This is a genomic window from Bacillus sp. F2HM (assembly GCF_019266135.1).
Taxonomy (GTDB): domain Bacteria; phylum Bacillota; class Bacilli; order Bacillales; family Bacillaceae; genus Bacillus; species Bacillus safensis.
Genome location: NZ_LRMO01000011.1, coordinates 286,561 through 303,361, shown reverse-complemented (window position 1 = coordinate 303,361; position 16,801 = coordinate 286,561). Strand labels below are relative to the sequence as shown.

Sequence of the window (16,801 nt, the reverse complement as noted above, 5' to 3'; positions counted from 1 at the left end):
CCCCTCCTATGCAAAACGTGAACGTAACGGTTATGTCAGAAGTACAATATGTTTCAACATAAATTTATGCCTATTTACAAGCCGATATGATAAAAACTTGTTTTCTGATAGGAGGGGCTGATTCATTATTTAATGGCGAGCATTTTCTCGAGTGCAAGCAAAGCGTCTTTCGTGATGTCTTCATTGACCTGTATCAACCCCACCGGCTGCCCCTTCTCAATGCTTTCAAGTGACCATAGCAAATGAGGCAGATCAATCCGGTTCATAGTCAAACATGGACACATATCTGGGTTGAGGGATTCAATTTGTTTATCTGGGTGCTGCGCTATGATCCGTTTGACTAGATTCATCTCTGTTCCAATCGCCCATTTGCTGCCTGCTGGCGCCTGTTTGATCGTATCAATAATAAATTTCGTTGAACCTGCTAGGTCAGAAGCTCTTACGACCTCATGCGTGCATTCAGGATGGACAAGAATTTGAATGTCACGGTCTTTTTTTCTCATTTCTTCTATATTCTGAACGGTAAACTTCTCATGTACGGAGCAATGGCCTTTCCATAAAATCATCTTGATTCGGGAAAGCGGCTGATCGGTGATAAGCTTTTCTTCTATCTGATCCCAGACAGCCATTTCTTCTAGCGGAATACCTAAATCAAAAGCCGTATTACGCCCTAGGTGCTGATCAGGGAGAAAGAGAATCCGTTCTTTTTGTGTCAGCGCCCACTCGAGTACTTTTTTAGCGTTTGACGAAGTAACAGTCGCCCCGCCATGTTTGCCGACAAATGCTTTAATATCTGCTGTTGAATTGACATACGTAAGCGGAAGTATTGTATCCCCAAACAGATCAGTGAGCTGCTCCCATGCTCTGTCTGTTTGTTTCATATTTGCCATATCTGCCATGGAACAGCCTGCCCTCATATCTGGCAATACGACGCTTTGATTCTTGTTTGACAGCATATCTGCCGTTTCTGCCATAAAATGAACACCGCAGAATACAATGTATTCAGCCTCGTGATTGTCAGCAGCTATTTGTGCCAGCTGCAATGAATCTCCTGTGGCATCTGCAAATTCGATGACCTCATCCTTTTGATAATGGTGGCCTGGTATAAAAAGCTTTGAGCCAAAAGCCCGCTTAATGTCTAACACTCGCTGTTTCATCTCATCATCAGAGCGGTGTTTATATTCATCTGGCATCATGACTGCATGTTGATTGGCTAATACATTAAGCAAGGACATGAGTTGTTCCCCCTTTATGACTGAATTCCATATTCATACTAAAATCAAATGCTGGAGCAGAATGTGTCAGAAAGCCAAGTGAAATAAGGTCGACTCCTGTCCCCCTGTAGCTTGGCAATGTCTCTAGCGTGATGCCTCCTGAAGCCTCTGTCAGAATGGACTCTGGTGTCATTTGTTTAAAACGTTTTACCTCGTCCGGAGAGCAGTTATCAAACATGATGACATCCGCTTTTGCATCAATGGCTTCCATAAGCTGCGTTTCTGATTCAATTTCCACTTCAATTTTCACCATATGACCGGCATATGCTCTTGCTTTCTCTACAGCTTCACGGATAGAACCGCATGCCGCAATATGATTATCTTTAATCATCACCCCATCCGATAAGCCAAAGCGATGATTCTTTCCACCGCCCGTCTTCACTGCGTATTTCTCTAACATACGCAAGCCGGGTGTCGTTTTTCTCGTATCACAAATCGTAATAGACGGGTCACCTAATCGCTGCACCGCCTCATGTGTTAAGGTGGCGATACCTGTCATTCGCTGCAATAGATTTAAAATGACTCTTTCTCCCTTTAATAAGTCGTTGACTGGGCCCTTTATTTTCGCCAGTACAGCACCTGAATGAATCCAATCACCTTCTTGAAAATACAGCTCAGTTTGAATCTGTTCATTCAACAGGCGGTACCCTATATCAATCACTTGTGATCCTGCCAATACACCAGATTGTTTCGCAATGATAAGAGCTGTTCCTTTTTTGTCTCCAAAGATGGCATCAGCTGATACATCTCCAAAGCCAATATCTTCTGTGAAAAAATGAGTGAGCATTTGTTTTAACTGTAAACGTTCCATTTGGCACCGATCCTTTCATTTTTCATAATGTGAATGTCGCCTTTTTCATGAACAATCTGTCTGCCCCGCCACAACGCATCACTCCGCTCTGGATAATCCATTCGATAATGGCCGCCTCTGCTTTCTGTACGAAGTAATGCAGATTTAGCAAGGCAGACCGCTAATGCCCATTGATTGCTTAATTCGATCTGTTCATTTGTGATATCCTTCACATTAATTTGCTGAAAATTGACACGTTGCAATGAATGAAGCAAAGTCTGCAAGCCTTTTTCATCTCTCACAATGGCCGCAAATGTAGTCATCCATTGTCTCAGCTGAGTTGTTGAAATCATTGGGACCATCCATATTTCTTGAATTGAAAAAGGTGGACTTGGTTCTTTCTGTTTAGGCAGCTGTTCAATTCTCTGTGCCGCTTTGCTGCCTAATACTAGTCCTTCCAGAAGAGAATTACTTGCTAATCGATTCGCACCGTGTAAGCCAGTGCAGGCCGCTTCTCCAATGGCAAATAGCGCTGGAACAGTCGTTTCTCCATATTCATTGACGCTGATGCCGCCCATTAAAAAGTGCATACCGGGGGAAATTGGCAGCCTGCCGCTTGCCATATCGACGCCTGCACGCTGACACATCGCAGCTATGGCTGGAAAACGAGCTGAAAAATGCGGAATATCATGGATGTTAAGATACAATTGATGACCTAATTGCTGCTCATGAAAAATCGCTCTAGCGACCACATCTCTAGGTGCTAAATCAGCTTGTGGGTGAATACCTTTCATGATCCGCCTGCCTGTCTCATCTTCTAAATAAGCTCCCTCTCCCCGTACTGCCTCTGAAATGAGACCAGCTGCTTTTCCAGCGATCGTTAAAAGAGTTGGATGGAATTGAACAAATTCGAGATCCACTAATTGTGCCCCTGCTCGATAGGCCATCATCAGTCCGTCTCCTGTTATAGAAGGATCATTTGTGTTTGTCTCATATAGGGAGCCGCAGCCGCCAGTTGATAAAACAACGGCATCTGCGGTCATCGTATGTACGTGTCCTGCCTCGTCTTTCCATACAACACCCGTACATCTCCCTTCATGAATCAATAGATCAATGACATGATGACATTCGTATAAATGAATATGTGAGCCAAGCTGACTTTTTAGAAACTGTACAAGGGTTTTGCCTGATTGATCTCCTCCTGCATGCAAGATGCGATGAGTGGTATGTGCTCCCTCTTTGCCTAATTGCGGCTCTCCCGCCTCATCTTGATCAAATGGACAGCCTTCTGCTACGAGCTGCTCCACAAGGTGTTTTCCAAGTCTCACGATTTCTTGTACGATTCTTTCATCATTGTGATCACAGCCGGCAGCTAGTGTATCTTGCACATGCTGCTGAACTGAGTCATGTGCTGAAAAGGCAGCAGCGATTCCTCCTTGTGCCAGCATGGAATTACTAGATGAACATTGTTTTTTTGTCATCATGATGACCTGGCAGCTTTTCGAAATGGTTTTTGCAAAGGAAAGCGCTGCAATGCCTGATCCCACCACAATGACTTTTTTGATTGATGACACCATCGCCCCTCCTGTCATTTACACCTGTCTTGACACATATCATTACACAACACTAAAATAAATACAAGAAAAAATTTTCACACGGGAGATGGATGGGTTGGTTTATTTAGATTACGCAGCTTCTACACCTGTTTCAGAGGAAGCGCTGCATGTTTTTGAGCAGCTAAGCAAAAATTTCTACGGAAATGCAAGCAGCCTTCATGATGCTGGGGGAAAAGCAAATGACATATTGACTTACAGCAGACAATCACTCGCTGCCATGATCGAGGGTGAACCGGATGGGATCTATTTTACAAGCGGTGGAACTGAATCCAATCTCCTTGCGATTCAATCGATCATCAATGGACTGCCAGCACATCAACAGCATGTCATCACAACTTCAGTTGAGCATCCTTCTGTTCATCATGCAGTTAGCAGCTTAGAGCGTCTTGGCGTAAAAGTCACGATCATTGAACCGAATCAGGATGGAATTATAACAAAGGACATTCTCAAAAAAGCATTATTGCCTGAAACAGGACTAGTATCTATTCAGCATGCTAATTCAGAAACAGGAATTATCCAGCCGCTTGCTGAATTAGCGCCTCTTTTAAAAGAAAGGAACATTCTTTTTCATACAGATGCTGTGCAAACATTTGGAAAGATTCGTGTGTCCATCAAAGAACTTGGAGTCGATGCCGTGTCCATCTCAAGTCATAAAGTGTATGCTCCTAAAGGCGCTGGTGCCGTTTATCTGGGCGCTCATGTTCCTTGGAAACCTTTATATGCAGGTGCAGTTCAGGAAAATGGCTTACGTCCAGGGACAGTAAACGTTCCATGTATCGGTGCTTTTGCTGCCGCAAGTGAACAAGCGATGCTTAGGCTGGATGAACAGCAAAAATTAGATAAGCAGCTGCGTGATTATTTTCTTCAACAGTTAAAAATAAGACAGCTGCCTGTTCGTACACTTCAAGGCAATGAAAATCGCCGCACGCTGCCTCATATTATTGGTTGTTTTTTTGAAGGGTTTGAAGGACAATATGTAATGTTAGCATGTAACCGGCACGGGATTTGTCTATCAACTGGAAGCGCATGTGCTTCCGGTTATCACCATCCTTCCCCTGCTGTGAAGGCATTGCGTGTATCAGATCGTGATGCCCTACAATTTATTCGACTATCATTTGGATGGCAGTCATCAAAAGAGGACATCGATCAGCTTTTGCATACATTTGAGCATTTGCAAAAGGAGAAGAAGGGAGCTTAGGACGTGGAGCAAGAGAGGAAACTCATTGGCGAAGAAAGAAGAAACGCCATTTTAGAGTGGCTGAAAGAAACAGACACACCGCTTACTGGAAGCTTTTTAGCTAAAAAAGCGGCTGTCTCTCGGCAAGTCATTGTACAAGATATTTCATTATTAAAAGCAAAAAACGAACCCATTATTGCCACAAGCCAAGGCTATGTGTATATGGCAGCGCAGCATGCGCCAGAAAGAGAAATTGAACAAATCATCGCCTGCAAGCATGATCCTGCTCGTACAGAAGAGGAACTGACCTTAATTGTAGACTTTGGAGTGACGATAAAAGATGTGATCATTGAGCACCCTGTTTATGGTGAACTAACGGCCTCTATTCGCGTCAGCACACGGAAACAAGTCGCTGATTTTGTCCATCATATTTCTAACACCGGCGCGTCCTACTTGTCAGAACTAACAGACGGCGTGCATTTGCATACTCTCACTTCTTACAGCCAAAAGCAGCTTGACCAAGCCATTCAAGCGCTGGATGATGCTGGGTTTTTAATAAAAGACTAAAAAAATAGTGTCCTGCACGGGACACTATTTTTCATTCGTTAATTCATATGTTTGATAGCTGCCGAGCAGCTTGACCTCACAGCCAATCGCTTCTAATTCTTGAATCGCACCAGGGACGAGGACATCATCCATTTCTTTTTCAATATCAATAATAAATAAATAATGTCCAAGACCTGTTTTTGTCGGACGAGATTCAATTTTTGACAAGTTGAGATTCCGCCAAGAAAAAGCAGACAGCACGCGGTGCAATGCGCCTGATTGGTCATCCTTAGGCAGACTGACCACAATGGTCGTTTTTGGCTTTGATGAGAAACCAGAATTCATTGGGAACGATGCGTTAGGATCTTTATGTAAAATCACAAAGCGTGTATGATTGTGCGGATAATCATGAATGTCTTTTTTTGCTATCGTCAAACCATACGTTTTTGCGGCAATTTCATTGGCAATAGCCCCGACAGCTTCATCTGGATGCTCACTGATGTATTTTGCTGCATAGCCTGTTGATTCCACTGGCCGATGAGGAATATGAGGGTACTGCTTTTTCAGAAATTGATGACACTGGGCAATCGCGTGAGGATGCGATTGAATGACATCTAACGTCTCCCAGCTCTCCGCTCTTGATGGGTGGACAAGCAAATGCTGCCGAATTGGTGCTGTCATCTCCCCCACAATGGACAGCGCTTCTTCATGAATTAAATAATCAATCGTTAAGTTCACAGATCCTTCGAGTGCATTTTCAAGTGGAACGACCGCCAAATCGACTTCGCCCTTTGACACAGCATCCATACATTGCGGAATCGTTGCATAGGCACGCTGCACCGCATCTTTTGGAAAACAAGAGCATACGGCCAAATGAGTAAATGTTGCCTCTGGTCCAAAATAACCTACAGTTAATTGCTTCATCTGCTATGATCTCTCCTTTTACGCCCCAGAACCTAGAATTTCGACTTTTTCGACAAATTCAAGCTTTCTTAATTGATTCATGACGGTGTTGATATCATCTGCCATACCAGCTGTACTAATTGATAAGGTGACATTCGCTCTTCCTTGCAGCGGAATCGTTTGGTGAATGGATAACACATTACAGCCAGAGTCAGCCACAATTTGAAGCAGTCTTGATAAAGCCCCAGACCGGTCCTCAAGGTGGAAAAACAATGTGATGATCTGCTCTTTCACCATTGTATAAAATGGAAAAACAGCATCTCGGTATTTATAAAAAGCACTGCGGCTTAAATCCGCTTTTTGAACAGCATCGGCAACTGAATCCGCTTTTTTGCGATCGAGAAGCTTTTTGACTTCAAGCGTTTTTCGCATCGCATCTGGAAGTACATCCTCTCTTACTAAATAGAACGTTTCTTCTTTCACCTGTTTTCTCCCCTTTTAAAAACGGGAGAGCCCATGGACTGGACCCTCCTTTTGATCAATCGATAAATTCGAATTCAAATTCAAGCAGACGAATGATGTCGCCATCTTTTGCACCGCGCTCACGCAAGGCATCATCGACACCCATTCCGCGCAGCTGTCTAGAGAATCGTTTAACAGATTCATCTCTTGAGAAGTCTGTCATCTTAAACAGACGCTCAAGTGCTTTACCCGTTAAGACAAATGTGCCATCAGGATCTCTAGAGATCTCAAATGGTGCATCACCCTCATCAAATCTGTACATCACGCGGTTATCCGACAGCTCCTCTTCATTATAGAGCGGGAATTCCGGTGTTGTTTCAAGCTGATTGGCGATTTCAAATAAGAGCTCACGAAGCCCTTCTCTTGTGATCGCACTAATCGGGAACACTTTATAGTCATCCGTTAATTTTTCTTTAAATGCCTCTAGATTGTCAGCTGCATCTGGCATGTCCATTTTGTTCGCAACAATGATTTGCGGACGCTCTGTCAATCTCATATTGTACTGCTCAAGCTCTTCATTAATCGTCACGTAGTCTTCGTATGGGTCACGACCTTCAAGTCCAGACATATCAATGACATGGACAATGACACGTGTACGCTCAATATGACGTAAAAATTGATGACCTAAGCCAACGCCTTCGTGCGCTCCTTCGATTAGTCCTGGCAGATCCGCCATAACAAAGCTTCGGTTATCGTCTGTTTCAACAACTCCGAGGTTCGGCACAAGCGTTGTAAAATGATAATCCGCAATTTTTGGTTTCGCAGAAGAGACAATCGAGAGCAGCGTTGACTTCCCGACACTTGGGAAACCAACAAGTCCAACATCTGCAAGTACTTTTAATTCTAAGATGACGTCACGTTCTTTACCTGGTTCACCGTTTTCAGACAGCTGTGGTGCAGGGTTTGCTGGTGTTGCGAAGCGTGAATTCCCACGTCCGCCACGTCCGCCTTTGGCAATTACAGCCCGCTGCCCATGCTCTGTCAAGTCAGCTAGTACTTGTTCCGTCTCTGCATCTGTCACAACCGTACCCGGCGGAACTTTGACAATCATTTCTTCCGCATTTCGGCCATGCTGGTTTTTACTCATTCCGTGCTCGCCGCGTTCAGCCTTGAAATGGCGCTTATAACGAAAGTCCATTAACGTTCTAAGTCCTTCGTCTACTTCAAATACAACATCTGCACCATTTCCGCCGTCGCCGCCTGCTGGGCCGCCCTTTGGTACATATTTTTCACGACGGAACGCCACCATACCGTTTCCGCCGTCACCGCCTTTAACATACACTTTAACCTGATCTACAAACATAACTTCCTCCGTTTCTCTGCATCACATATCTCGTTCTTGCCTCAAACAAAGCTCAATCATGGACTCATGAGGCGTCACATGAAATTGCGTTATACTCATACATGGATAGTTTGCGTCATGAAACGCATTTAACGCATCCAAACTTGTTAATTTTCCTTTGAAATCAAAATATAAGATCACATCATTTTCTTCATGATCTGTTTGGAAAGTGACCGTTAAATGATTTTCAGTTTTTTGGCAAACTGATTGATCGAATATCGAAAACAACTCCTGTGATACCGTTAGCAGCTGCGATTCATATGCTGATAAGTCTCGGGTTTCACCCAGCACTTCATATTCTAAGGTGATAAAATGCGACTCCCAATTAAATGTTAGAAAGTAATAGGCCAATTGGGGAATTTTTAAATTTGAGAGTTTGGATTCATGCTGTGCTTCAATGACCATTTCTTCTATAATTTCAAACACGCGGTCATATTTTTCTAATGTCAAGTTGCCTTTGATCAGCTGTAATTTATTCATCCAGTCGTGTCTTGAACGACTGAGCAGATAGATCAATTCATTTGTTAATGCAACGTGAGTTAATTTTTCATTTTCTTTACTTGGTATCTCTTCCATTATCGCACTCCCAATCGTTTGGTCTCTCTTTTAGGAGTCTTATCATCAATATGTCTCCCTGAATTATAACAGAGAAGACAGCATAGAAAAACACTAGTTATGTGAGGAAAGGTTGTTTTTTCTGATCGTATAGGAGAAAATGAGGCAAAGTCAGCAAACGTTCTTTGATATTTATGGAGTGCATCTTCTTTTATCATCTTCGGTACTGCTTGTAAAAAGTGAAAAAAACTCCAGTCAATGACCGGAGTTTTTAGCAATTATTGTGCCGCAGGATATACGCTCACTTTTTTACGGTCACGACCGAAACGTTCGAATTTAACCGTTCCGTCGATTTTAGCGAAAAGAGTGTCGTCGCCTCCGCGTCCAACGTTTTCACCTGGATAGATTTTCGTTCCACGTTGACGATAAAGGATAGAACCACCAGTTACGAATTGACCATCAGCACGTTTAGCGCCTAAACGTTTAGACTCAGAGTCACGTCCGTTCTTTGTAGAACCTACCCCTTTTTTAGATGCGAAAAATTGAAGATCTAATCTAAGCATGAAGTTCACCTCCTATTTTTTTGTTGATATTCTCACATAATCGTGATAATCTCGTTCAATTGTCTCTAAGGAAACGACCATGCCTTCTAAAAGCAGCTGGGCTTTTTCAAAGGATACTGGATCTGTATCAGCCGGCAGTTCAAAAGAGAAGTAGCCGCCTTCTTCACCAATATCAAGCAGTGGGTCCAGTCCTGTCAGTGCAATAATTGAATTGACTGAGCCGAAAACAACAGCAGATACACCTGCACAAACGAGATCCTGACCTTTTTCAGCAAACTCGGCATGTCCAGTCATCTGAAAAGACGTAATGCTTTCATCTGCTGATGACCGAGTAATGGTTGCTTTGATCATATCACTCACACGCCTTAAGCGTTGATTTTTTCGATAACAACTTTAGTGTAAGGTTGACGATGACCTTGTTTCTTGTGGTTGTTTTTCTTCGGTTTGTACTTGAACACAGTAATTTTCTTACCGCGACCTTGTTTTTCAACTTTAGCCGTTACTGTTGCTCCAGCAACTGAAGGGTTACCCACTTTGACAGTGTCTCCGCCGACAAACAATACGTTTTCGAAAGTTACTGTTTCACCTGCTTCAGCAGCTAGTTTTTCAACATAAACAGTTTGACCTTCTTCAACTTTTACTTGTTTACCACCAGTTTCGATAATTGCGTACATCTCTGCACCTCCTAATAAACTCAGACTCGCCGAATACAGGGGGCCATAGGCACTTTACACCTGCTCCGCGCGGTTGTAGCACGGGTGCTACATATCCATAACATTAAAAAATATATCAAACTAGACGCAGAATGTCAATGTATTTTCACCATTAGTATGGTAAAAGAAGCTCTTCCATTGAGGAGGTGGTTCTGCGATCTGAAAAATACGCATGGAGCAGTTCATTTTCATCAAGCTGGCTCATCTTCACGCCATCTCTTTCAATAATAATCGGATGCTTGCAACCCCTTTGAAATCGGGCCATCACTTCGTAAACTTTTTCCTCTGCACTTGCCCTCAGCGGAATCAGTTTTTCTACCTTTTGCTCTTTTTTACCGTAATACCGTTCTAGTAAAAAGCGAACCCTGACGTAATGCCGCTGCCTGTGCTCCATCACGAGTGAATAAGCTAAAAAAGTAAGCATCACCCAGCCATTGAATTGCAGCGGTGCAAACAAAAGTAACCCTCCTGTCAATAGGCCGAAAAAGACAAGTGAGCCTTTTATTGCTAGGGCATGTGCACGTTGGAAAGGGTAAAAAACGGATAAGAGCAAAAAGAATAATTTTCCGCCATCTAGCGGCCAAATGGGCAAAAGATTCACAAGGAAAATCGCCATATTATAAAAGGTAAACATCGTAAAGACGTCATGCGAGATAAGAGAAGCCTCCATGAAAAGCCATGCCATGAGCTGGAGCGGTACATGCTGAAGCGGCCCGCACAAAATGACCGCCAGCTCTTCTTTTAACGGACGGTTCCCATGTTCCTCTACTTCCACCGTTCCGCCAAATGGCAGTAAAAAAATCCGCCGAATGCGCCAATGATAATAGCAGGCAGCCGCTGCATGTCCAAGTTCATGGACACAGACAATCACGAGCAGACAAAGCAGCGGCTTGATTTGACCTGACAGAATCGCAAACGCCATCACAATCCACAGCAGCGGATGGATGTGAATTTTCGTCAGCATGAGCAGCCATCTATTCAAAGGTCATCACCTGAATAGGATCGATAAATTGTTCATTTTGCTTAATGGCAAAGTAATACGTGCCCTTCCCTTGATCATCAAGCGAAATCTGGCCAATTTTTTCACCCTTATCAACAAAATCGTATAAGGCCACATCGGCTTTCTTTAATTGACCGTACCAGCTATAGCTGTTATCTGCATGCTGCACCACAACGGTAAGCCCTGTATCGCTTTGCTTTTTCACCTCGACCACGTAGCCTTCCTTCATACTATCTATTGCTTCAGCGGATGTCTCCACTTTGACCCCTGCGCCATTTTGCGTAAAGGATTCCTGCACTTTACCAGAGGCAGGAACAGCTAGTTCTTGATTCGCTTGTACGTCCTTTTGGCCATCTTTTTTCTCTGTTAAAAAGGCCAGCGGATGTCCAACTGTTTTTTCAAACCAGCGGTTAGCAGCAGCAAATTGAAAATCTTGCTCAAAAGTCTGAGTAATCATCGGCTTCAGCTGCTGAAACGGACCTGTCTGACCTTTAAATGAAATGGCTGCAATCAAGACAAGGGACGCTGATAATAAGCATTTAAGCACAAAGGTATTCGGGTTAAATAAGGGATGACGATATTTCTTTGGCTGATGGGACGCCGGTTCATAGGAGGTCGAGCCAGAATGTTTTTCTTCCTCTGTCAGCATAACCCATGGCGGGATATCTTCTTTTTTCTTGAAAGCCGTCTTCTTAGGGGGAGCAGCTGGCTGCATCGTTTTGCGGCGCTGCGCGATTTTCTTTCGGTACTCGTCCACTCTTTTCATGAGATCACCCTTTACATACAAACAGTTTGTACATTTTATGTGACAACCCCATCTGATATGCAACAAAAAGACCGATTCTCATCGAATCGGTCTCAGCGTGCAGAGAAACACTCGCATTCAGTGTCAGTCTGCGCTCCGGTGCTCACGAATGTCAAATTCGCTTCGCAAAGGCAGCCGTCTTTCCTAGACTGCAAAGGTTTTCTATCACAGTTCAGTGATTATGCTCTTACACCAAAAAATGCTTTGAGCTTTGCAAACATTCCCTTGTTTTCTTCTTCAAAAGATTGAAGCGGAACAGATTCGCCTAGTACGCGGCGGGCAATATTGCGATAGGCAATCGATACTTTGTTTTTAGCATCCATAACAATCGGTTCACCATTGTTTGAAGCCTTAATCACATCATCATCATCTGCTACGATGCCAAGTAGATCAATTGATAAATGATGTACCACTTCATCTACATCCATTGAATCGCCATTTTTCGCCATGTGTGTACGAATACGATTGACAATCAAACGAGGCGGTTCGATATCTTCTTGTTCTAACAAACCGATGATTCGGTCCGCATCTCTCACAGCTGAGATTTCAGGCGTCGTCACGACAATGGCCTTGTCTGCACCGGATACAGCATTTTTAAAGCCTTGCTCAATTCCAGCAGGGCAGTCAATGACAACATAATCAAAGTCTTGTTTCAATGATTGAATTAATTCTTTGATCTGTTCCGGCTCTACAGCCGTTTTATCACTTGTTTGAGCAGCAGGTAAAAGATACAAAAGATCCTCGAAACGCTTATCTTTTACAAGCGCTTGATGAATTTTGCATCTTCCTTCTACTACATCGACTAGATCATAAATAATGCGGTTTTCTAGCCCCATCACGACATCCAGATTCCGAAGGCCGATATCGGTATCAACTAGACACACTTTTTTCCCTTGAATTGCTAGTGCTGTGCCTAAGTTTGCAGATGTTGTTGTTTTGCCAACGCCGCCTTTTCCTGAGGTAATCACAATAGCCTCGCCCAATTTCACATTCCTCCCTCAAGCCTTGTCAGATTAGGTCTTATATGAGCCAATTGCTGCAGGCGTTCAATGATCATATTGCCATCTATATCTAAATAAGCACATTCCATTTCATTTCCATCTTCTTTTTGGTCTGGTGCACGGTTAAAAACTTGTGCGATGCGAAGCTGTGTTGGAATCATATGAGATGCCGCAATAACAGCCTGTTTGTTGCCATTACATCCAGCATGCGCCACACCTTTTAATGCGCCAAGCACAAAAATATTTCCCCCAGCGCGAATCGTTCCGCCAGGATTGACATCTCCTATTAATAAAAGATCTCCTTCGACATATAGCACCTGTCCAGAGCGTACAATTTTTGCTACAGAAGTAATTTCAGCCTCTGCTTTTAATCGTCTCGCCTCTTCAGTTGACATGACGTCACTTTCAATGGAGTGGATAACGAGATGTTCATTTTCAGACACCGCTTCAGTCAAACGTGTCTCCTGATCCTCTGTTAAATACCGAAAACCAAGCTTAATATGCACATTGACCTTATGTCCTTCTCTTCCATCTGTATATTGCTCAAGTAATAGAACCTCTCGCAAGCCGGAAAGAAGGTCATCAAACGAACAGTCATCATTTAACTGTAATGTTAATCCGTTTTTTGTACCTTTTATCGTCACATATTGCTGTTTTTGAGTTTTCAAGATGCTCACCTCAACAACATACTCATTTCGCCGTAATTGGACAAACTCCTGCTTTTATTCGTCGATCAGTCCTTGTTTCACGTGGGTGAAAAAGAGCCTAAACGGCACAACAAGTATGAGAGACGCAGCAGTATTTAAAAGAATCGTTGGAATAAAGCGTTCGATGACATACGTATTAAACGGCATAATCCCTGGTTGAATTGTCGCTTGAACGCCGTATACATAAAACTCCATCACGGAAACAGCAATAATCGACAGAAAGACAACGACTAACATATTCGTTTGCAGAACTTTAAAGGCTTTTGCTAGCAAATAGCAAAGCGCCCCAAAGCCAAACATATGAACACCAAGTATGCCTGTATATGAAATATCATATAAAAGTCCAAAGATAAATCCGTAAATCACACCATATTTTTGATTCACAAAAGCAGTCATAAATACAAGTGCGAGTAAAATGAAATGAGGAGCTAAAATTTGATTCTCTGAAACAAATGGGAGCTTCACTAAATCAACAAAAATGCTGTCAAATACGAAGATAAATAACATGACGAAAGCAAGAAGGACACGTTTCACGAGCCTTCCTCCTTCGTCAATTCAGATGCATCTGCTGTACTTGTGCTGCGATTCACCACAATCACGCGGTCTAAATTGTTGAGTTCAGCCGCTGGTTCTACGTAAATGATCTTTGTCAGGCCGTAATGGTCTGGCTCGATTTCACTTACCTTACCAATCGTTAAGCCTTGCGGGAATACGCCCCCTGCTCCAGATGTTTCAACAAGATCTCCTTTTTTGACATCCCCATCTGCATCGGATTTCAGAATATTCATAGTCAGCATTTTTTTCTTGCTGTCATAACCGTTAATGATTCCATTGAGTTCTTCTTTGCCCTTTTTCGCAAAAATTTTCGTTGAAATTCTATTATTTTGGTCAGTAGAGCTTAGCAATCTTACAGTCGAAGTAAAATTGTTGAGCTTATCACTTTCAATCTTCCCAATTAATGCGCCACTCTCATTTGTGACTGCCATATCTTTTTCCACGCCTTGTTTTTTCCCTTTATCAATCATCACAAAGCTATCCCAAAGTGAAGGGTTTCTTGCGATAACAGTTGATAGAATTGGCGTGTAGTCACGAATAGAGTTCACATAGCCAAGCTGTTTGCGAAGCTTTTTGTTCTCATCTTCTAGTTCTTGAAGTTTCGCCTCATATTGAGTTTGTCCATCAAGTTTTTTTCGAAGACGCTCGTTTTCATCATATGTGTTCTTTAAATCTTGTACGTTCCCATAAATACCGGCAATAAATTGTGATGGTTTATGAAAGACACCTTGAAAAAAGCCTGTCGTATCCCCCACTAATTTTTCCGGCCATGAAGCACCTCTGCCGCTTTTCACTGAAAAACCAATCATGGCCACCAGTACGATGACACAGACAAGGAGCAACATTAATCTTTTATTCATAAAAAACTGCGGCATGTCTTACACCTCTTTAATTACGACCGATTATCGATTATCTTTTGATTTTCCTTTGAACAAATGAATATGTTCTAGTGCTTTCCCTGTTCCGATTGCCACACAGTCAAGCGGGTCTTCTGCAATAATGACTGGCATTTTCGTTTCATCACTAATGACTTTGTCAAGATTACGAAGCAATGCACCGCCTCCTGTTAAAACAATTCCGCGGTCCATAATATCTGCTGCGAGCTCAGGCGGGGTTTTTTCAAGAGTCATTTTCACTGCATCGACAATTGTTTCCACCGTATCGCGAAGCGCTTTTGCAATCTCTTCTGCCGTAATAGAGATTGTTTTTGGCAGACCTGTTAAAAGGTCACGGCCGCGAATGTCCATCTCATCATGTACATCAGGCTGCGCAGAACCGATTTCCATTTTAATCGCTTCTGACGTACGATCACCGATCATTAGGTTATACGTTTTACGGATGTAGCTGCTGATCGCATCATCCATTTCATCTCCTGCTACGCGGATTGATTGTGATGTCACAATGCCGCCAAGAGAAATAATCGCTACCTCTGTTGTACCGCCGCCAATGTCCACAACCATACTTCCTGTTGGCTCCCATACAGGCAGGTTAGCACCGATTGCCGCAGCAAATGGCTCTTCAATCGGGTATGCGTCACGTGCACCAGCTTGTCTTGTTGCATCAATGACTGCACGCTCTTCTACAGCTGTAATACCAGATGGTACACATACCATGACGTAAGGTTTACGAGCAAAAAGCCCTTTGCCTTTTAATGCTTGATTAATGTAATATTTCATCATTGTTGCTGTCGTCTCGTAATCTGCAATGACTCCGTCTTTCATTGGGCGTAGTGCCACAACATTACCAGGTGTACGGCCAATCATGTTTCTAGCATCATTTCCGACTGCCACTATAGACTTCGTATCAGTTTCCAAGGCTACGACCGAAGGTTCTCTCACAACAATGCCTTTTCCTTTAATAAAAACAAGCGTATTCGCTGTTCCAAGATCTATTCCAAGGTCTTTTGTACCAATTCCAAACATATGTATGTATCTTCCTTTCTTAAACCAAAATTCCCTTAGGGAAAAACTCATAAACTCTATTATATCGTAAAACATTGAAAAAAAAAGTGTTACAAATACCCTTTTTCCTTCAAACTCACAAATTTTTGATCACCTATGACAAGATGATCAAGCAGCTGTATTCCAATCAGCTTTCCACATTCAAAAAGTCGCTGTGTGACTTCAATATCTTCCCTGCTCGGCGTCGGATCTCCAGATGGATGGTTGTGCACACATATAAATGAAGCAGCGGACCGTTTAAAGGCCTCTTTGAAAATTTCACGCGGGTGAACGATGGATGAGTTCAAACTTCCAATAAACACGGTATGTTTATGAAGGACTTGATTTTTAGTATTGAGATAAAGACAAACGAAATTTTCCTGTTGTAAAAACCTCATATCTTCCATCACAAAGTTTGCCCCATCCTCTGGTGTACGGATCACATAGCGGTTGTCCGTCGTTTGATGGTGTAATCTAGTGCCGAGTTCTAAAGCAGCTAATAGAGAGACCGCCTTCGCCTTTCCAACTCCTCGAATCTTCGACATTTCTTCAATTGAGGCTTCTCTTACAGAGCGAAGACCGCCAAATGTTTGCAGAAGTCTTGCGGAAATTTGGAGAACTGATTCCTTTTTTGTACCTGTCCTTAAAAGAATCGCAACAAGTTCATGGTTTGACAGACTGCCGGGACCATATTTCATAAATCGTTCTCTCGGCTTTTCATCTTGAGGAAAATGCTTTAGCAACATAGGGAAATCGTTCATGATGCCCACTCCTTTTAGATTCCTTCCTGTC

The 16,801-nt window shown here is 42.9% G+C and carries 20 protein-coding genes and 1 other annotated feature; of the genes, 2 read left to right on the top strand and 18 right to left on the bottom strand.

Features of this window, described 5'->3' with window-relative positions; translation table 11 throughout:
* Positions 1-125 precede the first annotated feature (125 nt).
* Genes nadA through nadB form a run of 3 tightly spaced genes read right to left on the bottom strand, consistent with a single transcriptional unit; the run spans position 126 to position 3,641 of the window.
* Positions 126-1,235: a quinolinate synthase NadA gene (nadA, locus tag AWT60_RS08495; RefSeq protein ID WP_041107075.1), complete on the bottom strand. Its 1,110-nt coding sequence runs from the start codon at positions 1,233-1,235 to the stop codon at positions 126-128.
* Positions 1,222-2,085 carry a carboxylating nicotinate-nucleotide diphosphorylase gene (gene nadC, locus AWT60_RS08490; RefSeq protein WP_041107077.1) on the bottom strand — a complete coding sequence of 288 codons (864 nt, stop codon included), beginning with the start codon at positions 2,083-2,085 and terminating at the stop codon, positions 1,222-1,224. Before nadC ends, nadA begins: the two co-directional genes overlap by 14 nt.
* A complete protein-coding gene (gene nadB, locus AWT60_RS08485; RefSeq protein ID WP_076840391.1) occupies positions 2,067-3,641 on the bottom strand; it encodes an L-aspartate oxidase in 1,575 nt (524 codons plus the stop codon). Before nadB ends, nadC begins: the two co-directional genes overlap by 19 nt.
* 94 nt (positions 3,642-3,735) lie before the next feature.
* On the opposite strand from nadB, the gene AWT60_RS08480 reads away from it, so the two are divergent.
* Together AWT60_RS08480 and AWT60_RS08475 are read left to right on the top strand one after the other, a co-directional pair.
* A complete protein-coding gene (locus AWT60_RS08480) occupies positions 3,736-4,878 on the top strand; it encodes an IscS subfamily cysteine desulfurase (protein ID WP_170871292.1) in 1,143 nt (380 codons plus the stop codon).
* A 3-nt stretch (positions 4,879-4,881) separates the two neighbouring features.
* The gene (locus AWT60_RS08475) at positions 4,882-5,424 is read left to right on the top strand and encodes a transcription repressor NadR (RefSeq protein WP_170871291.1); all 543 of its coding nucleotides are present in this window, start codon (positions 4,882-4,884) and stop codon (positions 5,422-5,424) included.
* Positions 5,425-5,448: 24 nt separating this feature from the next.
* Here AWT60_RS08475 and pheA read toward each other — a convergent pair whose 3' ends face one another.
* The 15 genes from pheA to radC all read right to left on the bottom strand — a co-directional run bounded on the left by pheA (position 5,449) and on the right by radC (position 16,755).
* Complete coding sequence (pheA, locus tag AWT60_RS08470) at positions 5,449-6,327, bottom strand: prephenate dehydratase (RefSeq protein ID WP_024423155.1); 879 nt, start codon at positions 6,325-6,327, stop codon at positions 5,449-5,451.
* Between the two features lie 18 nt (positions 6,328-6,345).
* Positions 6,346-6,789 (bottom strand): ACT domain-containing protein, encoded by a 444-nt coding sequence (locus AWT60_RS08465; RefSeq protein WP_008342790.1) that lies wholly within the window; start codon positions 6,787-6,789, stop codon positions 6,346-6,348.
* A 55-nt stretch (positions 6,790-6,844) separates the two neighbouring features.
* Entirely contained in the window at positions 6,845-8,131 is a 1,287-nt protein-coding gene (gene obgE / locus AWT60_RS08460) for a GTPase ObgE (protein WP_218677125.1), read from the bottom strand.
* Positions 8,132-8,152: 21 nt separating this feature from the next.
* On the bottom strand, positions 8,153-8,746 hold the full coding sequence (locus AWT60_RS08455; protein ID WP_024423157.1) for a sporulation initiation phosphotransferase B: 594 nt from the start codon (positions 8,744-8,746) through the stop codon (positions 8,153-8,155).
* A 257-nt stretch (positions 8,747-9,003) separates the two neighbouring features.
* Entirely contained in the window at positions 9,004-9,288 is a 285-nt protein-coding gene (gene rpmA, locus AWT60_RS08450; RefSeq protein WP_003216586.1) for a 50S ribosomal protein L27, read from the bottom strand.
* Positions 9,289-9,300: 12 nt separating this feature from the next.
* Positions 9,301-9,639, bottom strand: coding sequence for a ribosomal-processing cysteine protease Prp (locus AWT60_RS08445; RefSeq protein ID WP_034279847.1), 339 nt, complete (start codon positions 9,637-9,639; stop codon positions 9,301-9,303).
* Between the two features lie 14 nt (positions 9,640-9,653).
* Entirely contained in the window at positions 9,654-9,962 is a 309-nt protein-coding gene (rplU, locus tag AWT60_RS08440; RefSeq protein WP_003216781.1) for a 50S ribosomal protein L21, read from the bottom strand.
* Between the two features lie 12 nt (positions 9,963-9,974).
* Positions 9,975-10,047: a sequence feature (ribosomal protein L21 leader region), on the bottom strand.
* A gap of 66 nt (positions 10,048-10,113) precedes the next feature.
* Positions 10,114-10,983, bottom strand: coding sequence for a M50 family metallopeptidase (locus AWT60_RS08435; protein WP_218677124.1), 870 nt, complete (start codon positions 10,981-10,983; stop codon positions 10,114-10,116).
* Complete coding sequence (locus AWT60_RS08430; RefSeq protein WP_218677123.1) at positions 10,976-11,767, bottom strand: M23 family metallopeptidase; 792 nt, start codon at positions 11,765-11,767, stop codon at positions 10,976-10,978. The genes AWT60_RS08435 and AWT60_RS08430 overlap by 8 nt, the downstream gene beginning before the upstream one ends.
* A 218-nt stretch (positions 11,768-11,985) precedes the next feature.
* Positions 11,986-12,789, bottom strand: coding sequence for a septum site-determining protein MinD (gene minD, locus AWT60_RS08425; RefSeq protein ID WP_017358134.1), 804 nt, complete (start codon positions 12,787-12,789; stop codon positions 11,986-11,988).
* A 2-nt stretch (positions 12,790-12,791) separates the two neighbouring features.
* Positions 12,792-13,475: a septum site-determining protein MinC gene (minC, locus tag AWT60_RS08420; protein ID WP_039180377.1), complete on the bottom strand. Its 684-nt coding sequence runs from the start codon at positions 13,473-13,475 to the stop codon at positions 12,792-12,794.
* Positions 13,476-13,529: 54 nt separating this feature from the next.
* Positions 13,530-14,048 carry a rod shape-determining protein MreD gene (gene mreD, locus AWT60_RS08415; RefSeq protein WP_024423162.1) on the bottom strand — a complete coding sequence of 173 codons (519 nt, stop codon included), beginning with the start codon at positions 14,046-14,048 and terminating at the stop codon, positions 13,530-13,532.
* Positions 14,045-14,944: a rod shape-determining protein MreC gene (gene mreC, locus AWT60_RS08410; RefSeq protein ID WP_024423163.1), complete on the bottom strand. Its 900-nt coding sequence runs from the start codon at positions 14,942-14,944 to the stop codon at positions 14,045-14,047. Before mreC ends, mreD begins: the two co-directional genes overlap by 4 nt.
* Positions 14,945-14,971: 27 nt before the next feature.
* Positions 14,972-15,991, bottom strand: a complete 1,020-nt coding sequence (locus tag AWT60_RS08405; protein ID WP_007501538.1) for a rod shape-determining protein — start codon at positions 15,989-15,991, stop codon at positions 14,972-14,974.
* 89 nt (positions 15,992-16,080) lie between these two features.
* Positions 16,081-16,755 carry a RadC family protein gene (radC, locus tag AWT60_RS08400; protein WP_172400649.1) on the bottom strand — a complete coding sequence of 225 codons (675 nt, stop codon included), beginning with the start codon at positions 16,753-16,755 and terminating at the stop codon, positions 16,081-16,083.
* Between the last annotated feature and the right edge of the window lie 46 nt (positions 16,756-16,801).

What these genes read in the sequence shown, in the direction of transcription:
- pheA (WP_024423155.1), bottom strand. Translation starts at nt 6,327, where the DNA reads ATGAAGCAATTAACTGTAGGTTATTTTGGACCAGAGGCAACATTTACT.
- nadC (WP_041107077.1), bottom strand. Translation starts at nt 2,085, where the DNA reads ATGGAACGTTTACAGTTAAAACAAATGCTCACTCATTTTTTCACAGAA.
- rpmA (WP_003216586.1), bottom strand. Translation starts at nt 9,288, where the DNA reads ATGCTTAGATTAGATCTTCAATTTTTCGCATCTAAAAAAGGGGTAGGT.
- rplU (WP_003216781.1), bottom strand. Translation starts at nt 9,962, where the DNA reads ATGTACGCAATTATCGAAACTGGTGGTAAACAAGTAAAAGTTGAAGAA.
- AWT60_RS08405 (WP_007501538.1), bottom strand. Translation starts at nt 15,991, where the DNA reads ATGTTTGGAATTGGTACAAAAGACCTTGGAATAGATCTTGGAACAGCG.
- nadB (WP_076840391.1), bottom strand. Translation starts at nt 3,641, where the DNA reads ATGGTGTCATCAATCAAAAAAGTCATTGTGGTGGGATCAGGCATTGCA.
- nadA (WP_041107075.1), bottom strand. Translation starts at nt 1,235, where the DNA reads ATGTCCTTGCTTAATGTATTAGCCAATCAACATGCAGTCATGATGCCA.
- AWT60_RS08445 (WP_034279847.1), bottom strand. Translation starts at nt 9,639, where the DNA reads ATGATCAAAGCAACCATTACTCGGTCATCAGCAGATGAAAGCATTACG.
- AWT60_RS08430 (WP_218677123.1), bottom strand. Translation starts at nt 11,767, where the DNA reads ATGAAAAGAGTGGACGAGTACCGAAAGAAAATCGCGCAGCGCCGCAAA.
- obgE (WP_218677125.1), bottom strand. Translation starts at nt 8,131, where the DNA reads ATGTTTGTAGATCAGGTTAAAGTGTATGTTAAAGGCGGTGACGGCGGA.
- mreC (WP_024423163.1), bottom strand. Translation starts at nt 14,944, where the DNA reads ATGCCGCAGTTTTTTATGAATAAAAGATTAATGTTGCTCCTTGTCTGT.
- AWT60_RS08455 (WP_024423157.1), bottom strand. Translation starts at nt 8,746, where the DNA reads ATGGAAGAGATACCAAGTAAAGAAAATGAAAAATTAACTCACGTTGCA.
- radC (WP_172400649.1), bottom strand. Translation starts at nt 16,755, where the DNA reads ATGTTGCTAAAGCATTTTCCTCAAGATGAAAAGCCGAGAGAACGATTT.